At 53.8% G+C, this 23481-nt stretch carries 19 protein-coding genes; 12 read left to right on the plus strand and 7 right to left on the minus strand.

Annotated features, from left to right (window positions below; genetic code table 11):
* The first annotated feature begins 3 nt into the window (after nt 1–3).
* From ACQ3G7_RS12955 to ACQ3G7_RS12965, 3 genes are read left to right on the plus strand one after another with little or no spacing between them, the layout of a single operon-like run.
* A complete protein-coding gene (locus ACQ3G7_RS12955) occupies nt 4–261 on the plus strand; it encodes a DUF1427 family protein (protein ID WP_061495830.1) in 258 nt (85 codons plus the stop codon).
* Between the two features lie 26 nt (nt 262–287).
* Nucleotides 288–674 (plus strand): response regulator transcription factor, encoded by a 387-nt coding sequence (locus ACQ3G7_RS12960; protein ID WP_430890099.1) that lies wholly within the window; start codon nt 288–290, stop codon nt 672–674.
* On the plus strand, nt 671–6223 hold the full coding sequence (locus ACQ3G7_RS12965) for a trifunctional serine/threonine-protein kinase/ATP-binding protein/sensor histidine kinase (protein WP_430890100.1): 5553 nt from the start codon (nt 671–673) through the stop codon (nt 6221–6223). Before ACQ3G7_RS12960 ends, ACQ3G7_RS12965 begins: the two co-directional genes overlap by 4 nt.
* Here ACQ3G7_RS12965 and ACQ3G7_RS12970 read toward each other — a convergent pair.
* A complete protein-coding gene (locus ACQ3G7_RS12970) occupies nt 6220–6849 on the minus strand; it encodes a response regulator transcription factor (RefSeq protein WP_263096609.1) in 630 nt (209 codons plus the stop codon). The two genes, ACQ3G7_RS12965 and ACQ3G7_RS12970, sit on opposite strands and share 4 nt — an antisense overlap.
* Nucleotides 6850–7245: 396 nt before the next feature.
* On the opposite strand from ACQ3G7_RS12970, the gene ACQ3G7_RS12975 reads away from it, so the two are divergent.
* The 5 genes from ACQ3G7_RS12975 (at nt 7246) to ACQ3G7_RS12995 (ending at nt 12249) form a co-directional block, all read left to right on the plus strand.
* Nucleotides 7246–7788 (plus strand): NUDIX domain-containing protein, encoded by a 543-nt coding sequence (locus ACQ3G7_RS12975; protein ID WP_263096610.1) that lies wholly within the window; start codon nt 7246–7248, stop codon nt 7786–7788.
* 288 nt (nt 7789–8076) lie between these two features.
* Nucleotides 8077–8787 (plus strand): glycosyltransferase family 2 protein, encoded by a 711-nt coding sequence (locus tag ACQ3G7_RS12980; protein WP_430890101.1) that lies wholly within the window; start codon nt 8077–8079, stop codon nt 8785–8787.
* The gene (locus tag ACQ3G7_RS12985; RefSeq protein ID WP_430890102.1) at nt 8784–9431 is read left to right on the plus strand and encodes an AAA family ATPase; all 648 of its coding nucleotides are present in this window, start codon (nt 8784–8786) and stop codon (nt 9429–9431) included. The genes ACQ3G7_RS12980 and ACQ3G7_RS12985 overlap by 4 nt, the downstream gene beginning before the upstream one ends.
* A 167-nt stretch (nt 9432–9598) precedes the next feature.
* On the plus strand, nt 9599–10675 hold the full coding sequence (locus tag ACQ3G7_RS12990; RefSeq protein ID WP_430890103.1) for a glycosyltransferase family protein: 1077 nt from the start codon (nt 9599–9601) through the stop codon (nt 10673–10675).
* A gap of 35 nt (nt 10676–10710) precedes the next feature.
* Nucleotides 10711–12249 (plus strand): phosphotransferase, encoded by a 1539-nt coding sequence (locus tag ACQ3G7_RS12995; protein ID WP_430890104.1) that lies wholly within the window; start codon nt 10711–10713, stop codon nt 12247–12249.
* Here ACQ3G7_RS12995 and ACQ3G7_RS13000 read toward each other — a convergent pair.
* Nucleotides 12166–13575 carry an MFS transporter gene (locus ACQ3G7_RS13000; protein ID WP_430890105.1) on the minus strand — a complete coding sequence of 470 codons (1410 nt, stop codon included), beginning with the start codon at nt 13573–13575 and terminating at the stop codon, nt 12166–12168. The two genes, ACQ3G7_RS12995 and ACQ3G7_RS13000, sit on opposite strands and share 84 nt — an antisense overlap.
* Nucleotides 13576–13705: 130 nt before the next feature.
* Between ACQ3G7_RS13000 and ACQ3G7_RS13005 the strand changes: the two genes are divergently transcribed.
* On the plus strand, nt 13706–14617 hold the full coding sequence (locus tag ACQ3G7_RS13005) for a LysR family transcriptional regulator (protein ID WP_263100900.1): 912 nt from the start codon (nt 13706–13708) through the stop codon (nt 14615–14617).
* Nucleotides 14618–14620: 3 nt separating this feature from the next.
* Here ACQ3G7_RS13005 and ACQ3G7_RS13010 read toward each other — a convergent pair whose 3' ends face one another.
* The 4 genes from ACQ3G7_RS13010 to ACQ3G7_RS13025 form a co-directional block, all read right to left on the minus strand.
* Complete coding sequence (locus ACQ3G7_RS13010) at nt 14621–15238, minus strand: hypothetical protein (protein WP_430890106.1); 618 nt, start codon at nt 15236–15238, stop codon at nt 14621–14623.
* Nucleotides 15239–15326: 88 nt separating this feature from the next.
* Nucleotides 15327–16643 carry an MFS transporter gene (locus ACQ3G7_RS13015; RefSeq protein ID WP_496353814.1) on the minus strand — a complete coding sequence of 439 codons (1317 nt, stop codon included), beginning with the start codon at nt 16641–16643 and terminating at the stop codon, nt 15327–15329.
* Nucleotides 16644–16656: 13 nt separating this feature from the next.
* Nucleotides 16657–17613 carry a hydroxymethylglutaryl-CoA lyase gene (locus ACQ3G7_RS13020; RefSeq protein ID WP_430890107.1) on the minus strand — a complete coding sequence of 319 codons (957 nt, stop codon included), beginning with the start codon at nt 17611–17613 and terminating at the stop codon, nt 16657–16659.
* A gap of 10 nt (nt 17614–17623) precedes the next feature.
* The gene (locus ACQ3G7_RS13025; RefSeq protein ID WP_430890108.1) at nt 17624–18820 is read right to left on the minus strand and encodes a CaiB/BaiF CoA transferase family protein; all 1197 of its coding nucleotides are present in this window, start codon (nt 18818–18820) and stop codon (nt 17624–17626) included.
* Between the two features lie 242 nt (nt 18821–19062).
* Here ACQ3G7_RS13025 and ACQ3G7_RS13030 point away from each other — a divergent pair, with 242 nt between their 5' ends.
* From ACQ3G7_RS13030 to ACQ3G7_RS13040, 3 genes are read left to right on the plus strand one after another with little or no spacing between them, the layout of a single operon-like run.
* On the plus strand, nt 19063–20970 hold the full coding sequence (locus ACQ3G7_RS13030; protein WP_430890109.1) for a sigma 54-interacting transcriptional regulator: 1908 nt from the start codon (nt 19063–19065) through the stop codon (nt 20968–20970).
* A gap of 26 nt (nt 20971–20996) precedes the next feature.
* Nucleotides 20997–21560: a hypothetical protein gene (locus tag ACQ3G7_RS13035; protein ID WP_430890110.1), complete on the plus strand. Its 564-nt coding sequence runs from the start codon at nt 20997–20999 to the stop codon at nt 21558–21560.
* Between the two features lie 23 nt (nt 21561–21583).
* On the plus strand, nt 21584–22699 hold the full coding sequence (locus ACQ3G7_RS13040) for an endonuclease/exonuclease/phosphatase family protein (RefSeq protein ID WP_430890111.1): 1116 nt from the start codon (nt 21584–21586) through the stop codon (nt 22697–22699).
* Nucleotides 22700–22749: 50 nt separating this feature from the next.
* Here the strand turns inward: ACQ3G7_RS13040 and ACQ3G7_RS13045 are convergent, their stop codons facing one another.
* The gene (locus ACQ3G7_RS13045; RefSeq protein WP_430890112.1) at nt 22750–23430 is read right to left on the minus strand and encodes a type 1 glutamine amidotransferase domain-containing protein; all 681 of its coding nucleotides are present in this window, start codon (nt 23428–23430) and stop codon (nt 22750–22752) included.
* Between the last annotated feature and the right edge of the window lie 51 nt (nt 23431–23481).

Here is a 23481-nt window from a genome sequence, read left to right on the forward strand (position 1 = left end):
TCTATGAAATCCTGGATTGTCTCACTCCTTGTCGGTGTTCTGGCAGGGGGGATTTATGCTTTACTGAAGGTTCACTCGCCCGCACCACCGGTGGTGGCGCTGTTCGGCTTGTTTGGCATGCTGGTGGGGGAGCAACTGGTTCCGGCCATTCGCAGGCTGATCGCCCGCGAACCCTTAACTCTGGCGTGGTTTCGCCATGAGTGCGTGCCCAAAATCAGCGGCGCGCCGCAGCCTGAACGTTCAGACTCGCCGCCGCATTAGCGATGCCCGATGCCCGAGGATAACGAATGACGCTTACACAGCGTGTTGCCATTGTTGATGATGAACCCTCCGTACGCAGCGGTTTGAGCAATTTGCTGCAATCCGATGGCTACGCCACGCTGACATTCGCTTCTGCCGAGGCATTTCTCAACGACATGCCGGCGCGTAACGACACCGCGCTGGTGATTGTCGACATAAAACTGAAAGGCATGAGCGGGGCGGCGCTGTTCGAGGCATTGCAGCAAAGCCCGACGCCGCCGCCGGTGATTTTTATCTCCGGTCATGACGAGGAAACCTGGCCACGGTACGCGGGACGCGCGGGTGCCGTGGCTTTTTTGCGCAAACCCATCGATATCGATATCCTGCTGGAACATATTCAGCGCGTGCTGACGCCGGGCGAGGATAAACCATGAGCGGGAAAGATCGGCTGCACCGGCAACCCACGGCGGGCGAAACCGACGAGGGCCAGCCGTTTACGCTTCAGGATGACGCCATCTACACGCCGCTGGCGCAGGAGGGATGCATTGTCTGGATGAACGTGCGCCAGCCACAGGCCGATGAGACATTTATTCTTGCCACTGCCGTCAGCGACGAGACGGAACCCCGCGCCAGCCAGCTCCTCAAAAATGAATTTGCCCTGCGCCCGTATCTCGACAGCCGCTGGGCGGTCAAACCCATCGCCAGCACGCAATACCATGGCCGTTATGCGCTGGTGTATCCCGCGTTCCCCTTTAAGCCGTTAAGCCGCATGGCGACCCAACCCCTGGTCCCGGTTGCCGACTGGCTGGCGCTGGCGGTACAGCTTTGCGCGCCGCTGCGCCAGATGCATCAACACCACCTGATCCACGGCGATATTAAGCCCGGTAATCTTTTTCTCGACGACGACGGCTGCCGGTTAGGCGGCTTCGGCCTGACCACGAGTCCTGCCGGAGAACTGGCCCAGAGCTGGTTGCCGCTTTCCGGCGGGACGCTGGCCTATATGTCGCCAGAGCACACCACCCGCACGCACCACGCGGTGGACAGCCGCAGCGACCTCTACAGTCTCGGCATTGTCTTTTATGCGCTGCTCACCGGCGTATTGCCCTTTGATCTCAGCGAAGGCGGGCAGGCGGAGTGGACATTGCACCATATTGCTTCCGAGCCCTCGCCGCCGCATACGGTGCGCGAAGACGTGCCGGAGATGCTGTCGCGGATTGTGTTGAAATTGCTCGCCAAATCGCCGGAAAAACGCTACCAGAGCATCGACGGGTTAATTGCCGATCTGCGCCGTTGCCAGGCGACGCTCACCGCCGATCACCGCATCGCACTGTTTACACCTGCTTTACAGGATCGCTCCCCGGCGCTGCACTTTGCCGACACGCTGTACCGTGACCATCCGCAGGCGGGTGAACTGGTCGCCGCGCTGGAAGAGGTGAATCAGCGCGGCGCACAAATGCTGGCGATCATTAGCGGCCCATCAGGCATGGGAAAATCCTCGCTGATGGCCTCGGCGTTGAAAGCCTTCCAGCGTCGTCCGACGCTGATTGCGCTCGGTAAGGCTGAGCAGTCGTCACACGTTGTACCACTGGGCGTACTGACGGCGGCGTTTCGCTCGCTGGCGCTGCATTTGCTGGGGTTACCGGCGGAAGAGGTGGCGCAATGGCAATCGCGGCTCTCCCGCGCGCTGCGTGGTTACGAAGCACTGGCAGCCAGCCTGGCGCCGGAGCTGGGTTTACTGATTGGCAACCCACCGGGATCGTTTGTCGACACCTTCTCACTGGATTCCCGCGCGCGCTTCAACCATATGGTGCTGTGCCTGGTGAACGTGTTCGCCACACCAGGCCGCCCGCTGGTGCTGCTGATCGACAATCTGCACTGGCTGGATGATGCCAGCCTGCAATTACTGGAATACCTGTTGCAAAACAGCAGCGGGTTACCGCTGTTGCTGGTGGTCTCACACCGGGATCTACCGTCGTTACAGGACAAGACGTTTGAGGCCGCGTTAACCCGGCTGCGCCATGCCGCCCGGCAAACGGTGGAGAGTGTGCCGCAGCCGCTCTCCGGCAAAGCGGTCTCCCGATGGCTGGCGACCCTCTTTCAGACACGCCCGGCGGCAACGGCGGATCTGGCGAAGATTATCCACGAAAAAACAGGCGGTAACCCGCTGTTTGTCCATGAGTTTTTTAAGCGCATTGCCGAAGACGGGTTGGTCAGCCATAACCCTTATCAGGGCAAATGGCAGTACGATCTCGAGGCTATCCGCGCCCGGCATTACAGTGAAAACGTGATAGGCCTGGTGCTACAGCAACTGGCGCATATGCCGGAAGAAACCCGCATATTGCTGGGTAGCATGGCCTGTCTGGGCACGACCGGGGAGATATCGCTGATTGGCCAGATACTGGGGATGTCACCAACCGATGTGCGCTACCGGCTGCACCCGGCTGTGTTGGTACAGTTGATTACCCTCGGTGCGGAAGAGTATGCGTTTCCTCATGAGCGCATTCAGGAGGCTGCCGCCGCGCTGCTGGATCCGGCAGCACGCAGTCAGTTGCACCTGACCGCCGCCACGCTGCTGGCGGAGACATCACGGCACGCCGCCGGGAATGACGTGTTATTCCGCGCGATTCACCATGTCACGGCGGCCATTGACTGCGTTCAGCCACCGCCGCAACGGCGGATGTTCAGTGAGCTGAGTGAACTCGCGGCCCGCCGGGCAAAGCGCACCGGTGATTACCGCTCCGCGTTGGGGTATTTACACACTGCGCGTATTCTCAGCCCCGACAACACCGCGCTGTTTGCCCTTGATCTGCAACAGGCGGAGTGCGAATTTCTGCTGGGGCGTCTCGCCACCGCCCGCAGTTTGTGTGAAAAGCTACTGGCAGCGCCGGGCGGGCTGACAGAAAAAGCGCTGGCGGCCAACCTGCTGGCAGAAGTGCATATCCGCCAGTCCAGCTATCCGCTGGCGCTGGAGACCACGCTGTGCTGGCTGTCGGTATTCGGTATTCACCTGAACCGCTGGCCCGATGCGGAAGAGTGCGATGATGCCTGGCAGAGCATGCATGCGCGGGTGGGGGAACATCCCGCCAGCCTGTTTATGGCGCTGCCGCGCATGAACCACCGCGAAACCGATGCGTTAATGAACCTGCTGGCGAGCGCCAGTCTGTACGCCAGTTTTATCTGCCCGCGTCTGCATTTTTTGCTGCTCTGCCAGATGCTGCAATTGACACTGGAGCGTGGTCTGACAGGGGCATCCACTTCCGCGCTGGCGTGGTTTGGCGTGCTGATTGGCGAACGTTATGGCGAATATCATCTGGGGCTGAAATACGGCACGCTGGCGCACGATCTGGTCACGCGACACGCTTTACACGAATACGCCGCCAAAACATTGATGCCGCTGGGCCGGATCAGCGTCTGGACGCAGCCCTTATCGCGCAGCGTGGAGTATGCAAAAGCCTGTTTCAGCGCAGCCGTAGCCCATGGCGATCTCACCATTGCCTGTTTTGCCACCTTCCGCCAGGTGAGCAACAGCCTGAGTCGCGGCGATCACCTCGACAGCGTCCTGAGCACCATTGAGCGCGGGCTGGCGTTTGTGCGGGAAACCCGTTATCAGGATATGGATACGGTTCTGGAGTTACAACGTCACTTTGTCGAGTTTCTGCGGCAACCGGAAGGCGTGTTCAGCGGTAAAGCGGTGCTCCCGGCGTCACTACTGCCGCAGACGCCACCTGCGACCATGCTGTTCTGGTTCTGGCTCTACCGCGGGATGGCGCACTTCTTTGCCGGTGAGTACGCCCAGGCCGGGCAGGCGCTGCCCGAAGCGGAGAAACATGCCTGGTCCGCACCGGGACATATCAATCTGCTGGATCTCCACCTTTACAGCGCATTGTCGCTGTCGATGCAACTGACGCCGGATACCTTTTCCGCCGAACACCGTCTGCGCCTGAACACGCACTACAACAAAATAGCCCACTGGGCACGGGTGAACCCCGGCACGTTCAGCGATAAAGAAGCGCTGGTGTATGCCGAGATCGTGCGTCTCGATGGCATGAACAGCATCGCACTGGCGCAGTACGAAAAAGCCATCAGGCTCTCTCGCGAAGCGGGATTTAACCCCAGCAATGCGCTCTCCCATGAACTGGCCGGGCGTTTTGCGCTGGCCTGCGGCTACCACACCACGGCGGATGCGCACTTCCGTGGGGCGATAGCCGCCTGGGCCCGAACCGGGGCGCGGGCGAAAGTCCGCCAGCTTGAACAGGAGCACCCGCATCTGGTGGCACCGGCGGAAAGTACGCCTTACGACACCATTGCCTTTGCGCAAAATGAAGAGATTCGCGATCTGCAAAGCATCATTAAAGCCTCCCGCGCGCTGTCGGAAGAGATTAACCTGGAACGGTTGATGCACATTCTGCTGACCATGCTGCTGGAACGGGCGGGCGCGCAGCGGGGGTTACTGATCCGCGTGCTCAACGACAATATCCCGGAAATTGAAGCCAGCGCGCATACCAGCAACGACGGCGTGCGCGTGCGGGTGATGAAAGAGATGCCGATGGCGACCGATATGCCGTTGTCGGTGCTGGCGGCAGTGATCCGCACCGGGCAGGAGATCCGTACCGGCAGGCCGGAAGAGTACAGCCCGTTCAGTCAGGATCCCTATCTGCTCACTTCCGGCGCGGCGGTGATGTGCGTGCCGATGTTCAAGCAGGCGCGGCTGGTGGGGGTGTTATATCTGGAAAATCGCCTGATGCCGGAGGTGTTTACCGCTGAACACTCCCGCGTGGTAAACCTGCTGGGTGCGCATGCCGCCGTTTCGCTGGAAACCGCGCGTTTGTATGCCGAGCTGCTGGAAGAGAACGTTCAGCGCCGTCGGGTAGAGAAAGAGCTGCGCGCCAGCCAGACGTCGCTGATGCTCGGCGAGCAAATCAGCCATACCGGAACGTGGCGCTGGGAGCTGGAGCAGGATCTGATGCACATGTCCGAAGAGTATGCACGCATCCTCGGTCTGCCGGAGAAGCAGAAACTGATTTCGATGGCGGAGTTTCTCACGTTTGTGCACCCGGACGATCACCCGCATATCAGCGAACTGGTCACCCGCAGCGTTGCAGATGGCCTGACGATGCAGGCTGAGTTCCGTATTATCCGCGCCGATGGCGAGTGTCGGTACATTCTGGGTATCGGCGATCCGGTTGGCGCAGGTCACGCGGTGTATGAGTATTTCGGCACCATCACCGACATTACCGCGCAGCGGCAAAGCGAGGACGCCGTGCGCGTTGCACAGGCAGAACTGGCGCGGGTTTCACGGGCCACCACGGTCGGGCAACTGACGTCCTCCATTGCCCATGAAATCAATCAGCCGCTGATGTCGATTGTCGCCAATGCGGGCGCCAGTCTGCGCTGGCTGAATCGCGACCCGATACCGGTAGCGAATGTGCGCGCCGGGCTGGCGGAGATCATCAGTGAAGGTCAGCGCGCAGGTGAAGTGATCCGCAGCCTGCAATCCCTGACGCGGCGGCAGACACCTGTTTTGGAACGCGTCGATTTGCACGTGTTGCTCCGCCATATTATGACCCTGTCGCGCAGCGAACTGGAGCGCCGACGTATTACCGTTGAATACGTTCTACAAGCGGGTAACAGTCTCGTTTATGGCGACAGTGTGCAGATTCAGCAGGTGCTGCTGAACCTGGTGATGAACGCCATTGAAGCGATGAGCGATGTGGATTCGCGCCCTCGGATCCTGACGCTGCACACGCAAAACCCGCAACCGGAAACCGTCAGTTGCCAGATTGCCGACACCGGGAGCGGAATGGATGCGGATGTGCAGGCGCGGCTGTTTGAATCGTTCTATACCACCAAACCGCAGGGAATGGGGATGGGGTTAACCATCAGCCATGCGATCATTGAACGTCATCAGGGCAAACTTCACGCGCAGGCAAGGCAACCGTTCGGCAGCCTGTTTACCTTCGAATTACCCGTAGCGGGGGATTAGCGGCTACGGGATTTGGCAATGTGCAGGGTGCCCGCAGCGTGAACCAGATCGGCGAGAGAGCGGGCCTGCATTTTCTCCATTACCCGGCGGCGATGCACTTTGACGGTGATTTCGCTGACCCCAAGCTCGGCGGCGATCTGCTTATTCAGCAGGCCGCTAATGGCCAGCTCAAACACTTCCTGCTCACGCGGCGTCAGGGAGAGGTGGCGCTGCCTGAGGGCGAAATGCTCCTGCTGTTGTGCAAATTCTTTCTCTGCCACGTTCAGCGCCTCGGCAACCGCAGACAACAGCCGTTCCGGCTCCACCGGTTTGGTCAAAAACTCCCGCGCACCGGCTTTCATCGCCCGTACCGTTAGCGGAATGGTGCCGTACCCGGTGAGAAAGATAATGGGCAGATCGCGCCCGCGATCTTTCAGTACCCCCGCCACGTCAAAACCGTCGGCAACCGGCATATTCAGATCGAGGATCAGGCACGAAGGCACAGAAGGGGCGGAAACCAGAGGATCGGCGAAAAAGGACTCCGCGGAAGGAAAATCGACAGCGGGGTAACCCTCCGACGCCAGCAACCGGACGAGCGATTGCCTGACGGCATGATCATCATCGACAACATAAACGATAGATTCCATTATCAGCCTCTGTATGGGTTGGAATGCGGATAAAGCACCCCGTCAAAGATGAGGGGGAATACTGATAACACAAAAACTAACCCGATGAAATATCTGCGCTTTCCCACACTAACCGTGCGTTTTTTTCCTCAGTTTGTGCATCCTGAGCGCCTGGCAATACGGATGCGCCATTCACGTCCAACTTTCGAATGAAATGTACCTTAAAAGGGTGAATGTTGCATGAACTTTAATCAATCATCTCTTATTTGTTATTTTGCCAACCCCTTTCAGACCGACAGCGTTGATCGTTTTGAGTGAAAAAAATCAGAAGAGTTGCAGGTAGGAAGCCGCCCGGTTGATGATAAAACAGGGATAACAGAGTGAGATGTCAATAATGGCGACGCCAGGAGAATAACGATGACCGGTATCAAAACGCTGACCACCACGGAAATTTACCGCAATAAATGGATGCGTCTGCGTGAAGACCGGATCCTGCGGGCTGATGGCAACGAAGGGATCTACTCGGTGGTTGAGAAAGCCGATTTTGTGGTGATTATCGCCAGAGAGGGCGACTCACTTTATGTCGTGGAGCAGTTCCGCTATCCGCTAAAGCAGCAGACGATCGAGCTGCCGCAAGGTGCCTGGGAGTGCAATCCTGATGCCGATCCCGGCGAGGTTGCCGCCGGTGAATTACGGGAAGAAACCGGGCTGGTGGCCGGAACAATGCGCCATGTTGGTTACCAGAAACTGGCGCAGGGATACTCAAGCCAGGGCTACCATATTTTCCTCGCAGAAAATCTGCACTATGACCAGCAGTCGCTGGATCCGGAAGAGGTTGGACTGACCGCCCGCAAAATGCCCATACGCGAGTTTGAAGCGCTGATCCGCGACGGCGTCATCAGCGATGCCACGTCGGTGGCGGCGTATCTGCTGGCTAAACTTAAAGGGATGATGGATTGAGCGGACCGAAACCCGCGCGTAGTCTGTTAAGCGGACTCTTTTACGCAGCCTGCAACAAAAAATATTGCAGGCTGCGTACAGTCCGCTAATACTTTTATTTGATCATCTGAATCACGATACGCCGGAAAGAGGCATATAGGCCATTCCCTGGCGGGCTATTTCTTTACGCTTTTTTATTGTTATTTATCTTTTTCGTGCCCGCTGTCTGCGGCCAAAACCATGGTGGCCCGACCTTATATAATATATTTCGGCGGGCTTCAGTTCCGGTAAATAATCGTGGGAACGAATATGCATATTGACGTGGTTGTGCCCGTTTTTAATCAAATGGAAAAAACGATACTCTTCATTAACTCGTTAACCGGGCAAATAGCTAACCGCCTTATTATTATTGATAACGGCAGTGATGAAACTATGCGGCGATACCTGAGAAATCTGGACGCTACGCTTATCACTAATGAGCGCAATCTTGGCTACACCACCGGTATGAATCAAGGGTTATCACGGGTGGAGAACGAATTTGTGCTCTTTGCTAATAATGATGTCATCCTGCCCGCAAACGTATTGCAACGCATGCTTGCCCATTTAAATACCTATGACATCGTTGCCCCATTGACTAACAGAGCGTTTGCCTCAACCGATTGCACCAATCCGCTGCTGGTTGATTTTGATTCTCTTACCAGTGATATCGAACAGTTTTCCGCAGAACTCTATGAGAAAAATAAACACCGCTCACAACCCATAGCCAGCGCATACGGCCACTGTTTATTAATGAAACGCGATGTCCTCGACAGGGTCGGATTGCTGGATGAGTCTTTTGATTCGGGTTATTACACGGATGACGATTTTTGCCGCCGGGCGATTCAATTACAGATGAAAATAGGGCTGGCGCTGGATTGCTTTGTTTTCCATTTTTGCCACACAACGCTTCGCGCAATGGGTATTGATCCTCATGCAGAAATTGAAAAAGCACGACGTGTTTTTGAGGACAAATGCCAATGATCTTTATTGAAGGGCTGCCCTGTGCGGGGAAGAGTTTGTTGATTAACGCACTGGCGGCGCAGGGCGAGGCAGTCTGCTTCGAGCTGGGGAAAGTGCTCAAAAGGGAGGACTTCCCCGGTAATGGACGTACGCTTGAAGAGGTCGAATACATCAATAACTGGTTTATCGAACACGAAAGTCAGCGTATGCAGGACAAGGCTTTTCGCTTCTTTGACCGCTCGTATTTAACCCATCTCTGCTATGCCTGGGCCTATAGCCGTCTGACCTCACTTGATATGTTTGAAAGCACCGTGCGCAAATATCACAAAAAAATCGCGGACGGCAGTTTGCCTTTGCCCACACGGGTGATTTATGTCGATATCGTCAGTAGCGAATCGATCGCCCGGCAGAATAACAAGATAGTCAGCGGTATCTCTCGCGGGTTACCGGCATTCTGGCGTGATACACAGTTTTTAGACGATACGCGTTACGCCTATCAACAATTGTTTGCTTCTTTCACCCATATTCCGGTGCTTTCTATTACGGGTCAATTAACCACCGATGAAAAGGTTAAACAGGTGAATCACTGGCTGAATGACGCGACGCAACAGGGGAGTGCGGGTATTGACTGTGACCTGTACATTAAATACGCCAAAAAGGGTTAAAGCACATGACAATAATATATGGCGCGCTTACTTTTCTGGTTTTTATATTTATCGCTGTCAATATCAGACAATATCGAAATATACGAACCAGTATCGCGTTTATTACCCATGAAACCCGTAAGCCGCTACGGGGTAAAAGGCAAAAAAGATTTATCTTTCTGATTCCCGTGCTGGATGAACACACGATTATCCAGGAAACCATTGCGTGTTTTAACCGTATTCTTGCCGCGCACCCCACAAGCCGGCTGGTGTTTATCACCACGCAGAGAGAGGGGAGCGCGACGGAGAATAAAACCTGGCAGCAAATCCAGCCGCATCTGTCGGAGCAGATCGGGTTGATTCATTATCCGTTGCTGACCGGCAACAAAGCGCATCAGATCAATTATGCCGTGGCGCAGTTGCAAGCCGAAACAGGAGAGGGCGGATTACCTGTCTATTATGCTATTTTCGATGCCGATTCTCGCCCCGACATACGCGGGTGTGAGTATATTGCGCAAGACACGCATGACGAAAAGATCTACCAGATGCTGCCAGTCTATTCGACCAACTTTGCCAGACTCTCTCTGCTGGGGAAAGCCTCGGCCATTTTCCAGACCCGCTGGATGATGAGCCATGAATTGCCGTCATTGTTAGAAAACCACCGGCGGCAACGCGCGGTGAATTTGTCATATTGCGTTGGTCACGGCTTGTTTATTGAAGCGCGCTACTTTGCCCAACACCCTCTACCCACCGAAACGGTCACCGAGGATCTGTTATTCGGCTACCAGGCGGTGATGAATCATGTCTACGCAAGGCCAACGCCTTACTTCGATTACTGCTCTACCGTTGCCCTTTTTCCTGTCAGCGTGCGGCAGGCAGCACGCTGGCATGCAGGGGATATCACTTCGCTGCTGAAGCTGATGCGCGAGAAAAACACCGATCCACGTTTGCGGCTCTTGCAGGTCAGGCGCCTGTTTCAGATGTTGCAATGGCCTTTTGGCCCCCTGCTAACGGTGGCCGCGCTGTGCTGTCTGCTGGTGCTTAACTGCTGGCCCGCCGTCCTTCTTATGCTGGTGCTGATCGGCTGCTATGTCTGTGTATTGCATTGCCCGGTTATGAAGCTTTTTTTTCGCCGTGGCGGCAACCCGCTGGGGCTGTATAGCGCGTTATTGTTAAAGAGCGCCGTTAACTGTACGGGGGCGCTGTACAGCTATTTTCTGCGCGTTAACCCGAACGTGGACTTCTGGTTTAAGACGCCGCGCTGAAGCTGTTTTGTCGCAAAGAAGACAGGTAATCACCTATGCAGACGGTAGTGAATAGCCGGGTAAAAGAGGGGTTAACAGTGACCCCATTTGAATACCAACAACTGAAACGCCTCGGTCTGGCACTGCTTGATAAGGTCGCGCCATTCTGGCCGGTTATTTTTGTGGGCATTGGGCGTTCGCCAACTCCGTTAATGGCGTTTCTTGAATGCTATTTAGGCCCCGGGTCGGTCATTATTTTGCCCCTGAGCGGCTTTCGCCATAATTATCCGGGCGAAGCGGTCCCGCTGCTAAGAACACCGTTATCCGCGGAGCAGTACACGGCATTTCAGCACCATCTTCAGCGCTTTATCCCGACCGAAAACAGGCCTGCAGAGAGCACCTGGCTGGTGGTCGATTTCGTTGACTCGGGGGCTTCGCTTGCCGCCGCCACGCACTATCTGCGCCATTATCTCCGCCAGCAGGGCCATTCCGGCCCGGTTTTCGCCGCCGCGTTACCGGACGCCGTCGTACCGGATTGTTTCACCGCCACCATGCAGCAACTGGGCCTCGACTATCTGGAACTTCCCCTTCATGAAAGCGACAGCGCGTCCGAACCGCCGTTCAGAATGGGGCGCGGGGCTTATTATGATCCCATCGCGCCCGTGAAACGCACCTTCAAAATCGCCGAAGGGCATGTCACTGGGATGCTAAGCGTAGACAGCGCCGCCTATGATGATTACCGGCAACAACTGGCCGGGTTTATGTTCAACGATAGCGACATCGAAACCCCGCTGCATGGACGCATACACACCGTGATTCAGCCGACAGCCTGTGTCACCAAGACCTGCCATCTGGTCACCGACGCTAACGCGCTGCATCGCCAGTTTTGCAGTTTTCCCCGACATGTACGCAGCCAGTTACAGGGCAATACCCTCCGTTACCCGTTTGTTGCGGGTGAAACGCTGGAGAACTGCCTGCTGGCAAAAGAGGCGCATGCGTCATCGTTAATGGTGCAACTCGCTGATGTGCTGGGACAGGTTCACTGGAACGCCGTTATCACGATTGAACATTACGAGGCGATATGCGCCGCAAGACGGCAAACGCCGCCAGGAAAGCGCAATGAAGCCACCTACGGCTATTTCACCCGTATTCACGGGGATCTCCATTTACGCAATCTGCTGGTGACGCCGGAGCATGCGCTGGTGTTTATCGACCGCATGCGCTATTGCGGCGATATGCTCTATGACTTCCCGTTTATGCTTTCTTTGCTCTGTTTTGAATGTCGCTATCGGGATGGCTATTTTCACCATCTGGCGGTGACGTTTTTCCGTCACTATGAACGGTATATCGATGAGCCGCATAATTTTTATCGCGCCTTTCTGGTTAATTTTATCAACTATGCGCACATCGCTTATGAAACACATCACCATGCCACGCCGCCTTTCCACGAATGGAAGCATGCCGGGGCGTTAGCCAGCGCCGCGGCGGGCTATGACGATTTTAAAACGTTTTTACTCAGATTTAGCCTGAGCGAGACGGATGCGGCTCAGGCTGAAAAGGATAGCGAGTACGGTAGCCACTGCGGCGAGCCATAACCCCAGGCGGATGGCGGACGCATCCTGAGCTGACGCGCCAGAGCGCGAGCAGACGGCAAAAATCACGCCGACAAAGGCCGCGCCAAGACACTGGCCGAAGGTGCGCATGATCGCCAGGATACCGGAGGCGTAACCACTCTGTTGCCGTGGGGCATTGGCCATCATTTCGCGGTTGTTCGGGCTTTGAAAACAGCCAAAACCGATACCGCAGACCAGCCCGCGCCAGCTGATATCCCACATCTGCGCCCGATCGGGCAGCAGGGCCAGCAGCGTCAGCCCGACGGCGAACAGGCATAAGCCGACCGTCGAGATGATCGCTGGCGCATAACGATCCGCCAGCCGTCCGGCATGTGGCGCGACGAGGATGATCCCCACCGGCCAGGCGGTGAACAGCAGTGCGGCGGTAAACGCACTGTAGCCATACACGTTCTGGAATAAAAAAGGCAGTACGATGAAGGTGATCCCCTGACTGATAAACGAAGCCAGGGAGGTCAGCGCTGCCAGGGAAAAACGCGGTTCCGCAAACAAGGTCAGCGGCAGAAGCGGTTGTGGCGCGCGCTGCTGGCGGCGGATAAACGCCAGCCCGGCAAACACGGCGATAGCGGCATACGCAACAGCGTCGAGTAGCGCATCCGGTCGCGAAAAGGCGTCTGCCGCCATGATCACCGCGCCCAGCATGGCTGCGGACAGTACCGCGCCCGCCACATCAAACGGGCCAGTCGTAAAGTGCGATTTACCGGGCAGCACACGCAGCGTCAACATGATGGCGATCAATCCCAGCGGGATATTTATCGCGAACAGCCATTGCCAGCCCACTGTCGCCAGCAACGCACCGCCGATCACCGGCGAGAGTGCCGTTACTGTTGCAATCAATAATGCATTGATGCCGAGAATGCGTCCCAGCAGGCGGGTGGGGAAGACAGAACGCAAGATAGCGGGCGCTATGCTCAGTGTCGCCGCGCCGCCCATTCCCTGCAAAATGCGCATGGCAACCAGCATCTCCAGCGACGCCGACGCCGCACACCCCAGCGAGGCCAGCGTAAACAGCCCCAGTCCGGCAGCAAACAGGACGCGAAAGCCTGTTCTTACCGCCAGCGCCGCAAAGATGGCCAGCGTCATGGCGGTGGAAAGCAAATACGCGTTAACCACCCACACCGCATTGCCCGCTGTCACATTAAGCAGCCGGGCTATCTGCGGCAGGGCAATATTCACCATCGCGCCATCAAACACCGCCATGGTGGTGCTCATCATCACCGCGATCATCGCCAGCGCGCGTTGACACCCCGGTAAGCCTTCATCGCCGGGTTTATCGGTAAATAATTCCATCTCGACCTCTCTGAATTTGTGCTTGCGATAACCTTAAATGCGCGCAAGATAAGGCGGAAGACGCAGCAGTTGCATTAATAACATGCAGCAAACGCCACATCTGATAATCATCGATGAGAAACCAACTGTGATGACCGAACCCGATCTCAATTTGCTGTTTGCGCTGGATGTTCTGCTCGCTGAGCGAAGCGTTGCATCCGCCGCGCGTCGCCTGGGGCTGAGCGCGTCGGCCATGAGCCGCACGTTAAGCCGTTTGCGGGAGACGACTGGCGATCCGTTACTGGTGCGGGCAGGGCGCAACATGGTGCTCACCCCGTACGCGGAAGGGATCCGTGAGCGGACACAAAATGCGGTCTTTGAAGCCCGTTCGGTATTGCGCCCGGCGTTACCCGGCATGAATGTGGCGCATCTGGAGCAGGTATTTACCCTGCGCGCCAACGACGGTTTTGTGGAAGCCTTCGGCCCGACGCTGATTGCAGAAGCGGCAGCCATCGCACCGGGCGTGCTGCTGCGCTTTCTGCCAAAAGCGGAAAAGAGCGCCAGACCGCTGCGCGAAGGGCTTGTCGATCTGGAAATCGGCGTTCTGGGGGAGATGGGGCCGGAGATCCGCGTCCAGGCGTTATTTCGGGATCGGTTTGTTGGGGTTGTGCGAAAAACGCACCCGCTGGCGCAGCTTAACGCCGTCACACCACAAGCGTATGTGGCCTGGGGTCATGTTGTCGCTTCCCGGCGCGGTTTGCTGAGCGGCCCGGTGGATGACGGGCTGGCGGAACACGGATTAACGCGCAACATTGCGGCTGTCGTACCGGGTTTTCCCGCTGCGCTGGCCGTTGCGCGCTCAAGCGATCTGGTGGCGTTGATCCCGGCCTCTTTTCTGATTAGCCCGGCGACAGAAGATATCTTTCATGTGTTCGAACTGCCGGTGAAAACTCACCGGATCACCGTATCGCAGCTGTGGCATCCGCGTTCAGAAGTGGATCCGGCGCAGCGCTGGTTGCGCCAGTTTGTGCGCGAGGTGTGCCAGCGGTTAATGCCGGAATAAGTGCTATCCGTGTTTTCGCGCGACTCTCCGCCGCTCTTTTTGCTGTGCACGTTTGAGCTGCCCGCGCCATAGATGGTTATGCAGGCAATACGCCGTCGTGCGGTAAAACATCACGCTGTTGAGGCATATAACGGCGCAGCCACTGAATATCACTGCCAGCACAGCGGTAACGAGATGGGTAGTGTGGCTCGTCGTGCCTGTCAGCCAGGGGGAAACAGCCGCGATGAAATTGATCAGCGTGCCCAATGCGGTCAGCAAAATAAGGATCAGAAAAAATCTAAACGCGCGCAGAAAACCCTTGGCGGTAAACAGCGCCGCAGCATAGAGCAGCAGGAGATATACCATTGCCGCCGGCAATATTCCGGCAAAGAGTTTAAATTCCGGCCAGCCAAACCAGCGAAATAGCGCCATCCATAATGGAACCTGCCACATCATATAGCTAAACATCGTGAGAAGCGTGCTGCCGGACAGCGGTAGCGCCATCGTGTGTAAACCAACCGGCCCGCCAGCTCTGTCCAGCAGGCGATCCCGCAGAGAATCGAGTTGATCGTCATTGAGGGTCCGCTTTTTTTTGTCGACTATCATGCTGAGCACGAGGCTTTTTTTGATATTTTTCATCATTGCGGTAGGGGTTATGTCCGGTAAATAAGCAGTCAGTGTAATATCGCCGTCGGATAAATGGGGACATCCTGTCCCCATCTTACCTTTATCAATGGACTATTTTTACGTTTTTCGACAACGGTTCAATCACGGTGGTCACGAGAATAAAGCACAGCACACAGAAGCCGGTCATCGTCATGAAAACGGCATTCCAGTGCCATGTATCCAGGATCACCCCAACCAGCAATGGCATACACATCCCGCCCAACTGACCGCCCATATTGATCACGCTGTACGCCACCGGATAAATCTCTTTATTGGTGCGCCCCATCGCGTAGACCGAATAGGCGGAATAACCAAGCGACAGCATTAATCCCAGCAAAAACAGCATCAGTGAAAGTACGATTTTGCTTTCCGGGGCATACACCAGTGAATACATGGTGAAAATTGTCGCACCAGCGCTGAGAAGCATCAAAGGCTTACGTCTTTTATTCAGCACCCTGTCAGATAATACGCCGCCAAAGAAATTGCCTAATACCGTGCCAAGGAAAGGTGCAGCTGCCAGCACCGCCGAACTGGTTAAATCGAAACCGCGTTCAGTGATGAGATACTTCGGCAGCCAGGACATCAACACGCTGACAATGCCAACCATGGAAAAATAGCCAAGGGCAACGCCATAGATGTCCCAGCAGCGGAATACCTGCTTTGAAGAGGACAGTTCTTCTACCTGTTTCGTGCGAATCAATTTGTCCAGCCAGCAATATTTAAACTCACTGCTACGCTGAATAGACGCCGCATCTTGCCCTGTGGAAGGTTGCGCTTCGCGGATGTATGCCGCTTCATGCGCATTCACGAAACGGCTCTCCTCCGGTTTGTTGCGTACCATCAGATACCAGAAAACAGACAACAACAAACCGGGTATTGCAAAGAAGACGAAAATGTAACGCCAGCCCCAGGTCATGATGATCCATGCACAGAGCGGGGGAACAATTAATGGGCCAAATTTTGAGCCAGCAAGGAACAGACCCGTCGCCGTGCCTTTTTCCTTCGACGGAAACCACTGATTAATGGTGGCAGTGGAACCGATTACCACCGGCGCTTCACTCACGCCCACCAGTAAACGCAGCAGTTTTAGAATGAAGACGTTATTCACGATCCCCATCAACCCGGTAAGTATAGATGTCAGCAACATGCCGATACTAAAGGTGGTACGCATGCCGAACTTTCTGATCAAATAACCCGCGGGTATCTGGAAAAAAGCGTAACCAGCAAAGAATAAACTGATCAACAACCCCGCCATAGTATTGGACATCTGAAATTCTTGCTGAATAAAAGGAATAGCAAAACCGATATTGGCGCGATCGGCATTAGCTACCGTGTAAATAACAAAAATAAAACTCATCACCCACCATCTGTAATGGGTCATTTTGGGCTTTCCGCTATTTTCCATATTTTATGCTTCCGTGATCGTTGTCAGGCATGGCATGTGCGCTATCAAAATTGAATTCACTGTACGTTCTGGCCCGCGATAAGCTGCTCAGCAGATTGGGGTCAATTGTCTCTTTTATTAGCGCCGATACGCGCAACACGCCCTCAAGGGAAATGGCTGAATCAAACCCCATGCGATTAAACATATTGACGGCATCTTCCGTTGCCGCATTACCGGCAGCGCCTGGTGCAAACGGGCAGCCCCCTAAACCTCCTACGGCAGTTTCAAAGCGGGTAATGCCAGACTGTAAACCTGCGGCCATCGAGGCAAGCGCCATCCCATGGGTGTTATGCATATGCAACCCCACGTCTATCGACGGAAAGGCTTGCTGAATAACGCGAAGAATGCGCAACGTCTGTAACGGTGTGGCGACACCAATGGTGTCGCAAAGCGTGATCTTGCCAATGCCATGCTCGTCGGCAAATTTAATGATATCCAGCATGACATTCACATCTGTCGCCCCGATAAAAGGACAGCCAAACACCGTAGCCAGCGACAAAGTAATATCCAGTTCGGGTAAGTTTTGACGAATAGAATACAAATCATCAAGGGATTGCTGGTGAGTCCTGTTGATATTCGCCTGATTGTGCAGCGGGCTGACGGATATAACATAATTTACATGCGTTATATGATTATCTGCGGCTAACTGCGCACCTTTAACATTAGGAACCAATACGTAAGGGGTGATTTGGGGATGCGTATGCAGAACGTGTTTAATGACCTCACGGGCATCCGCCATTTGTGGTATCGCTTTTGGACTGACCATCGACGTAATTTCAAGGTGTTTAATCCCGGCAGCAACAAGATTATCGATAATATTCATCTTCAACGTTGTCGGAATAGGGTCCTGAATATTTTGAAAACCATCGCGTGGGCCTACTTCCGTTATCTGAATCAATTTAGTCATACCAATAACCTCAAAGTACGCCAGCGTCAGTCAGTTGTTGGATTTTTTCGTCTGAATAATTCAGCAATTCTTGCAGTACTTCATGGTTGTGCTGCCCGAGAGTTGGCGCAGGGGTTCTGATAGCGACTTTTTTATTGGTGAACTTCACCTGGTTCCCGGTCATGGTAATTTTCCCGGCAACCGGGTGTTCAATATCAACAAACATCTCACGAGCAACCGCAATATGTGGATCTTTGGTAACGCGATCGATGGTGTTAATTGGGGCAGAAGGAATGCCCGCAGCAAGCAGTATTTCCACAATCTGATCGATAGGGCGATCGCGGGTCCAGCCTTCGATAATGGTTTTGAGTTCCGCATGGTGCGCGACACGATTGATATTCGAGTCAAACTTCTCATCTTCGAGCGCATTAATGCCAATGGTGTGTTTTAACAGGCCAAACAGCTTGTCGTTACCACAAGCAATAATGACGTAGCCGTCTTTCGCCTGAAAAGAGTCGTAGGGATAAATGGCTTCGTAACGATTGCCGATACGCGTTGGAACACGGCCGGTGTTGAGGTAAATAATATTGATGATTTCCAGCGCAGAGACCATTGAGTCAACCAGTGCAACATCTACTTTTTCGCCGATACCGGTTATCAGCCGATTGGCGTAGGCGGCAAGCACGCCGATGGCACAGCTCATTCCCCCAACAACGTCGGCGATGGCGGTGCCGGTACGGGTAGGGGGCGTGTCAGACCAGCCGGTCGTACTCATCAGCCCGCTCATTGCCTGGCCAATAATGTCGTAGCCGGCACGCTTTGCGTAGGGACCGGTATGACCAAACCCGGACACTGCGCCGTAAATAATCGCGGGATTCACTTTGCGTAAATCCTCATAACCGAGGCCCAGTTTTTCCATCACCCCCGGGCGGTAATTTTCAAGGACAATGTCGCTATTGCGAACCATTTCAAGAAAAATACCGCGCCCTTCATCTGATTTTAGATTGAGTGTAATTCCGCGTTTATTTCGGTTGAGGTTCATAAAATAAGCGCTTTCGCCATTTATTTGTGGCGCATTCGCCCTTGAATCATCACCTTTGCCGGGCAATTCGATTTTAATGACATCGGCACCAAAGTCCGCCAACATCATTCCACAATAAGGCCCGGCCAGAACACGGGTTAAATCAAGCACACGAACACCATTTAATACACCAGATTGATTATTCACACTCATTCCTTATGAAATAGATATATTTATCGACAGAAACAACGCGCCTCTGTCTGATAAGGTGTTAATCAATTCCCATGCCAGAAATGTATTCGTTCTTTATCAAAGGATAAACACTTGAATTGTAAAGGTACAAAATCAAATCATATTAATCATTCACTCTGAGGAACAAATATCAATTGTGTTAAAAATATCAGTTATGATATTAATTTAATAAACCAGCAACGTTGTACAGGTAAATTATGCCACTTAATTCATTACCTAATCTTGCACTCATTACGCCTTATCCGGGACTGGAAGAAATAGTAATAGAACATTGTACAGGTTTGTTTAACTGCCACGTCTACCATGGCAGTCTTGAACAAGCGGCCAATATTGCCCGTAACCTGGATGATGATTATTATGATGTTATTTTGAGCCGTGGTGGCACCGCCGAATACATAAAAAGAGCGACAACTATCCCCGTCGTTTGCGTTCTCACATCGGCGTCGGATTTATTAAAATCGCTGTTGTCATTTAGCAATACGCCGCAAAGAATTGCCTTTTTTAATTACAAGGTCACTTTGCCTGATGTCGCTCTTATCGCGATTGCGTTGAAGATCTCCATCGACGAATTTGTTTTCACATCAGAACCGGATATGAAAAATAAGTTAAAATATTGCGCGAGTAAGAATTATAAAATAATAACGGGTGGTTTTCCTGTTACGGCTTCGGCACGACTCTCAGCTATGCAGGGTGTACTGGTTGAAAACGGTGTGGAATCAGTTAACAGTGCGCTCAGGGAAGCGCTGGCAATTGTTGAAACCAGTAAACGCAAATTTCAGGATATGGCCCGGTTGGAGATCATTCTGTCATCCATTACTGAGGGGATTATTGTTACTAATGAAAATAATGCTATTCAGGTGTTCAATAAAGCCGCGCAGGCGATTTTTGGCCTGAGCGAGAAAGCGGTAATCGGTAAGCCGGTTGACACGGTGATAAAAAATACCCGTATTAATCAAGTGCTACAAACCGGCGCGCCAGAAGTGCGCGAGCTGCAGGAGTTGGAGAATACCTCTATTATTACCAGCCGGGTTCCCATATTTATGGGCACCCGGTGCATCGGCGTAGTGTGCTCATTTACTGATACCCCACAGATACAAAAAGTTGAGCGTATTATTCGCGGAAAGATGGTCAAAAAAGGGTTTAACGCCCGTTATACTTTTGATCACATCCTCACCGCAACCGACCAGATGAAGGCGGTGAAAAAACTGGCGGAAGTTTACGCTACAACACAATCTCCGGTGATGATTTATGGCGAATCGGGTACCGGAAAAGAACTATTTGCACAGAGTATTCACAACCACAGCAATCGGCGAGGCGGCCCGTTTGTTGCTATTAACTGCGCGGCGATCCCGGAAAACCTGCTCGAAAGCGAACTGTTTGGTTATGAAGGAGGCTCATTCACCGGGGCCAGACGGGAAGGAAAAGCGGGGCTGATTGAACTGGCGCATCAGGGAACACTTTTTCTTGATGAGATCGGCGAGTTGCCCCTTTCTATTCAGAGCCGTTTGTTGCGCGTCCTGCAAGAGTACGAAATTATGCGCATCGGCGGTAAGGATATCATTCCGGTGGATGTCCGCATCGTGGGTGCGACCAACCGTACTCTGGAAACGCTGTCCCGGGAGGGCGCGTTTCGCAGCGATTTATATTATCGCCTGAATGTACTGCCGTTGACCGTTCCTCCTTTGCGCGAACGTGCTGGCGATGTTCGTTATCTGGCCGGTAAGCTGTTCGCAGAAATGCACGCAGAGCATTTGATTACTCAGTTTCTTGACCTTTTTGCGTTGTATCACTGGCCGGGAAATGTACGTGAATTGCGGTTTATGATTGAGCGACTGGGATTGCTGTCGGCCAGCTTTCCACGCTATTCGCTGCACGAAATTTTAACCCTGACCGGGTTTACGCTTTTCACCGTCGACAAGACGCGCTGCGAACGCGAACCGGTTTTCGTTAATCTGAATAAAGGTCAATTAAAAGAGATCATCAGAGATGTCGAACGCCAGGTTATCACGTTTTATCTGAATCTCTATCATCAGGACCAGCAGCAGGTGTCCGCCCGGCTCGGGATCAGTAAAATGAGTCTGTGGCGCAAGTTGAAGCAGGACTAACCCTGTCAAAATAAAAGGCATAACAATTGAATATAAATAAATGGGTTACAACTGTTGGCATGCTAAGTGGCCTGGCTATTTTATCTTGCCCGGCAGCGGAGACCATCCCGGATGTGGTAAATCAGTTGATGGTGTCGCCTGTGCGTAATCTCAGCCAGGCAGACAACGATGCAGAGGGCACGGCACGTTGGGTCGCCTGGGAACAGGGAACGCCGGATGCCCGCACGTCACATTTGGCGCTGTTTGAAAAACAGAATAACGGCAACATTCAGTCTGTATGGTCAACGGCATGGCCGGATGCCTGGGCCCCGTCACTGTTGATGCTCCAGGAGTGGCGCTGGCACGATCGTCCGCTGCTGGCCGTCACGGTGCAATTTGGCGCCGCGGCTGAACAAATCGATATTTACGGGCTGAATGAAAATAACCGTCCGCAGCGCCTGACAGGAAAAACTGCCGCCAGCATCAGTTGGAAGATCAATACATCCGGACAGCGGTTACTGGTTCTGTATGAGACGAAACCGACGGTGCTGAAAGCAACCTGTTACGGCTGGCAGGAAAACAAACTGGCGGTGAAATCCTGCGACGACTAATGCAATAAAGGGGAGGGTGCATAATGCGGCTGGCTTCTTATAACGTTGAGAACTTGTTTGATCGTGCAAAGGCCATGAACCAGAGCGACTGGGCTGAGGGCAAACCGATTCTGGAGAAGTTTGCCGCGTTAAATGCACTGCTTGGCGAGTTAACGTATACCGCTGAAATAAAGAGAAAAATGGTGGTATTGATGAACGAGCTGGGGTTGAAGAAGTCTGATACCGGCCCGTTCGTGATTCTGCGTCGTAACCGTGGAAAACTGCTAACCCGGCCCAAAGATGGCGGTGAAATCAGCATTACCGCTGAAGGCCGCGCAGACTGGGTCGGTTCGCTGGAACTGCGATCCGCCCCGGTGGATGAAACCGCCATGCTCCTTACCGCGCAGGTCATGATCGATCTACGCGCCGATATTCTTGCCGTTGTGGAGGCGGAAAGCCGACCCGCGTTACAGGCATTCAACAGCGAAATCCTGCCAGCGCGCAAAGGCGCGCCTTTCGAACATGTCATGGTCATCGACGGTAACGATGAGCGGGGCATTGACGTCGGTTTGATGACGGCCAACGCCTTTCCGATCGATACCATTCGCAGTCATGTTGACGATAAAGACCGCACAGGCGCACTGATTTTCTCCCGCGACTGCCCGGAATTTGCCATCCCGTTGAACAATGGCGAAACGCTGTATGTGTTAGTTAATCACCTGAAAAGTAAAGGTTATGGCAGCAAAGACAGCTCCGATGCCCGTCGTAAAGCGCAGGCGGAGCGGGTGAAGGCGATTTATCAGCAGCGGGTGAAAGACGGTGAAACGCTTATCGCCATTATGGGGGATTTTAACGACACACCAGACAGCCAGACGCTGGCACCGTTGCTTAAAGAGACGGATTTGCGTGACATCTTTACCCATGAAAAATTTGATAACGGCGGTTACCCTGGCACCTGGGGAAGTTGTACCGCCAGCAACAAGATTGACTATATTTTGTTGTCGCCCGCTTTATGGGAAAAAGTGATGCAGGGCGGCGTGTACCGCAAAGGAATGTGGCCTGGTGTGCGTCCGGCAAAGTGGGAAACCTATGCGGAACTGAAAAAACCGGTCAATGCAGGCTCAGATCATGCTGCGGTTTGGGTTGAGCTGGATATCTGACAGATTGCAGAAGCCAGGCTAAACCCTGGCTTCTGTGTTCCCTGGCATGCTTATGCGTTCAGTTTTTTCAACAATCTTACCGCAGCCTCTTCTGAGCTGGCCGGGTTCTGACCAGTGACCAGGTTGCCATCTTCCACAACAAACGGCATCCAGTCCGCGCCTTTCACATAATGCGCACCCGAAGCGATAAACTCATCTTCAATCAGGAAAGGGACGACATCCGTTAATTCGACCGCCGCTTCTTCACCATTCGTAAAGCCCGTCACTGTGCGTCCTTTGATTAACAGGTCGCCGTTTGTCGTTTTTACGTGGCGCAGCACACCTGGCGCATGGCAAACAAAGGCGATCGGTTTACCTGCCCGGTTAAACGACTCAATCAACTGGATCGACGTCCGGGATTCAGCCAAATCCCACAAAGGACCGTGGCCACCCGGATAGAAAACGGCGTCGAAATCGTCATGGGTAACAGTCTCCAGTTTGACGGTCGATGCCAATGCGTGTTGCGCAGCGTTATCGGATTTGAAACGGGTCGTGAGCGCGGTCTGGAATTCCGGCAAATCGCTTTTAGGATCGAGCGGAGGCTGACCGCCAGCAGGAGAGGCCAACACAATATCGGCGCCAGCATCTTTGAAAACGTAGTAGGGCGCAGCAAACTCCTCGAGCCAGAAACCTGTCTTTTTACCGGTGTTACCGAGTTCATCATGCGATGTCAGAACCATCAAAATTTTCATCAGTAATCCTTAATTTTTAGTCTGTTTGTCGTTTACTTCGTGAGTAATGCT

The sequence above is a fragment of the Kosakonia sp. N21 genome, assembly GCF_050587465.1.
Classification (GTDB): Bacteria; Pseudomonadota; Gammaproteobacteria; order Enterobacterales; family Enterobacteriaceae.

Coding starts and splice junctions, on each gene's coding strand:
- ACQ3G7_RS12955 (WP_061495830.1), top strand. CDS start 4: ATGAAATCCTGGATTGTCTCACTCCTTGTCGGTGTTCTGGCAGGGGGG.
- ACQ3G7_RS12960 (WP_430890099.1), top strand. CDS start 288: ATGACGCTTACACAGCGTGTTGCCATTGTTGATGATGAACCCTCCGTA.
- ACQ3G7_RS12965 (WP_430890100.1), top strand. CDS start 671: ATGAGCGGGAAAGATCGGCTGCACCGGCAACCCACGGCGGGCGAAACC.
- ACQ3G7_RS12970 (WP_263096609.1), bottom strand. CDS start 6,849: ATGGAATCTATCGTTTATGTTGTCGATGATGATCATGCCGTCAGGCAA.
- ACQ3G7_RS12975 (WP_263096610.1), top strand. CDS start 7,246: ATGACCGGTATCAAAACGCTGACCACCACGGAAATTTACCGCAATAAA.
- ACQ3G7_RS12980 (WP_430890101.1), top strand. CDS start 8,077: ATGCATATTGACGTGGTTGTGCCCGTTTTTAATCAAATGGAAAAAACG.
- ACQ3G7_RS12985 (WP_430890102.1), top strand. CDS start 8,784: ATGATCTTTATTGAAGGGCTGCCCTGTGCGGGGAAGAGTTTGTTGATT.
- ACQ3G7_RS12995 (WP_430890104.1), top strand. CDS start 10,711: ATGCAGACGGTAGTGAATAGCCGGGTAAAAGAGGGGTTAACAGTGACC.
- ACQ3G7_RS13000 (WP_430890105.1), bottom strand. CDS start 13,575: ATGGAATTATTTACCGATAAACCCGGCGATGAAGGCTTACCGGGGTGT.
- ACQ3G7_RS13005 (WP_263100900.1), top strand. CDS start 13,706: ATGACCGAACCCGATCTCAATTTGCTGTTTGCGCTGGATGTTCTGCTC.
- ACQ3G7_RS13010 (WP_430890106.1), bottom strand. CDS start 15,238: ATGATGAAAAATATCAAAAAAAGCCTCGTGCTCAGCATGATAGTCGAC.
- ACQ3G7_RS13015 (WP_496353814.1), bottom strand. CDS start 16,643: ATGACCCATTACAGATGGTGGGTGATGAGTTTTATTTTTGTTATTTAC.
- ACQ3G7_RS13020 (WP_430890107.1), bottom strand. CDS start 17,613: ATGACTAAATTGATTCAGATAACGGAAGTAGGCCCACGCGATGGTTTT.
- ACQ3G7_RS13030 (WP_430890109.1), top strand. CDS start 19,063: ATGCCACTTAATTCATTACCTAATCTTGCACTCATTACGCCTTATCCG.
- ACQ3G7_RS13040 (WP_430890111.1), top strand. CDS start 21,584: ATGCGGCTGGCTTCTTATAACGTTGAGAACTTGTTTGATCGTGCAAAG.
- ACQ3G7_RS13045 (WP_430890112.1), bottom strand. CDS start 23,430: ATGAAAATTTTGATGGTTCTGACATCGCATGATGAACTCGGTAACACC.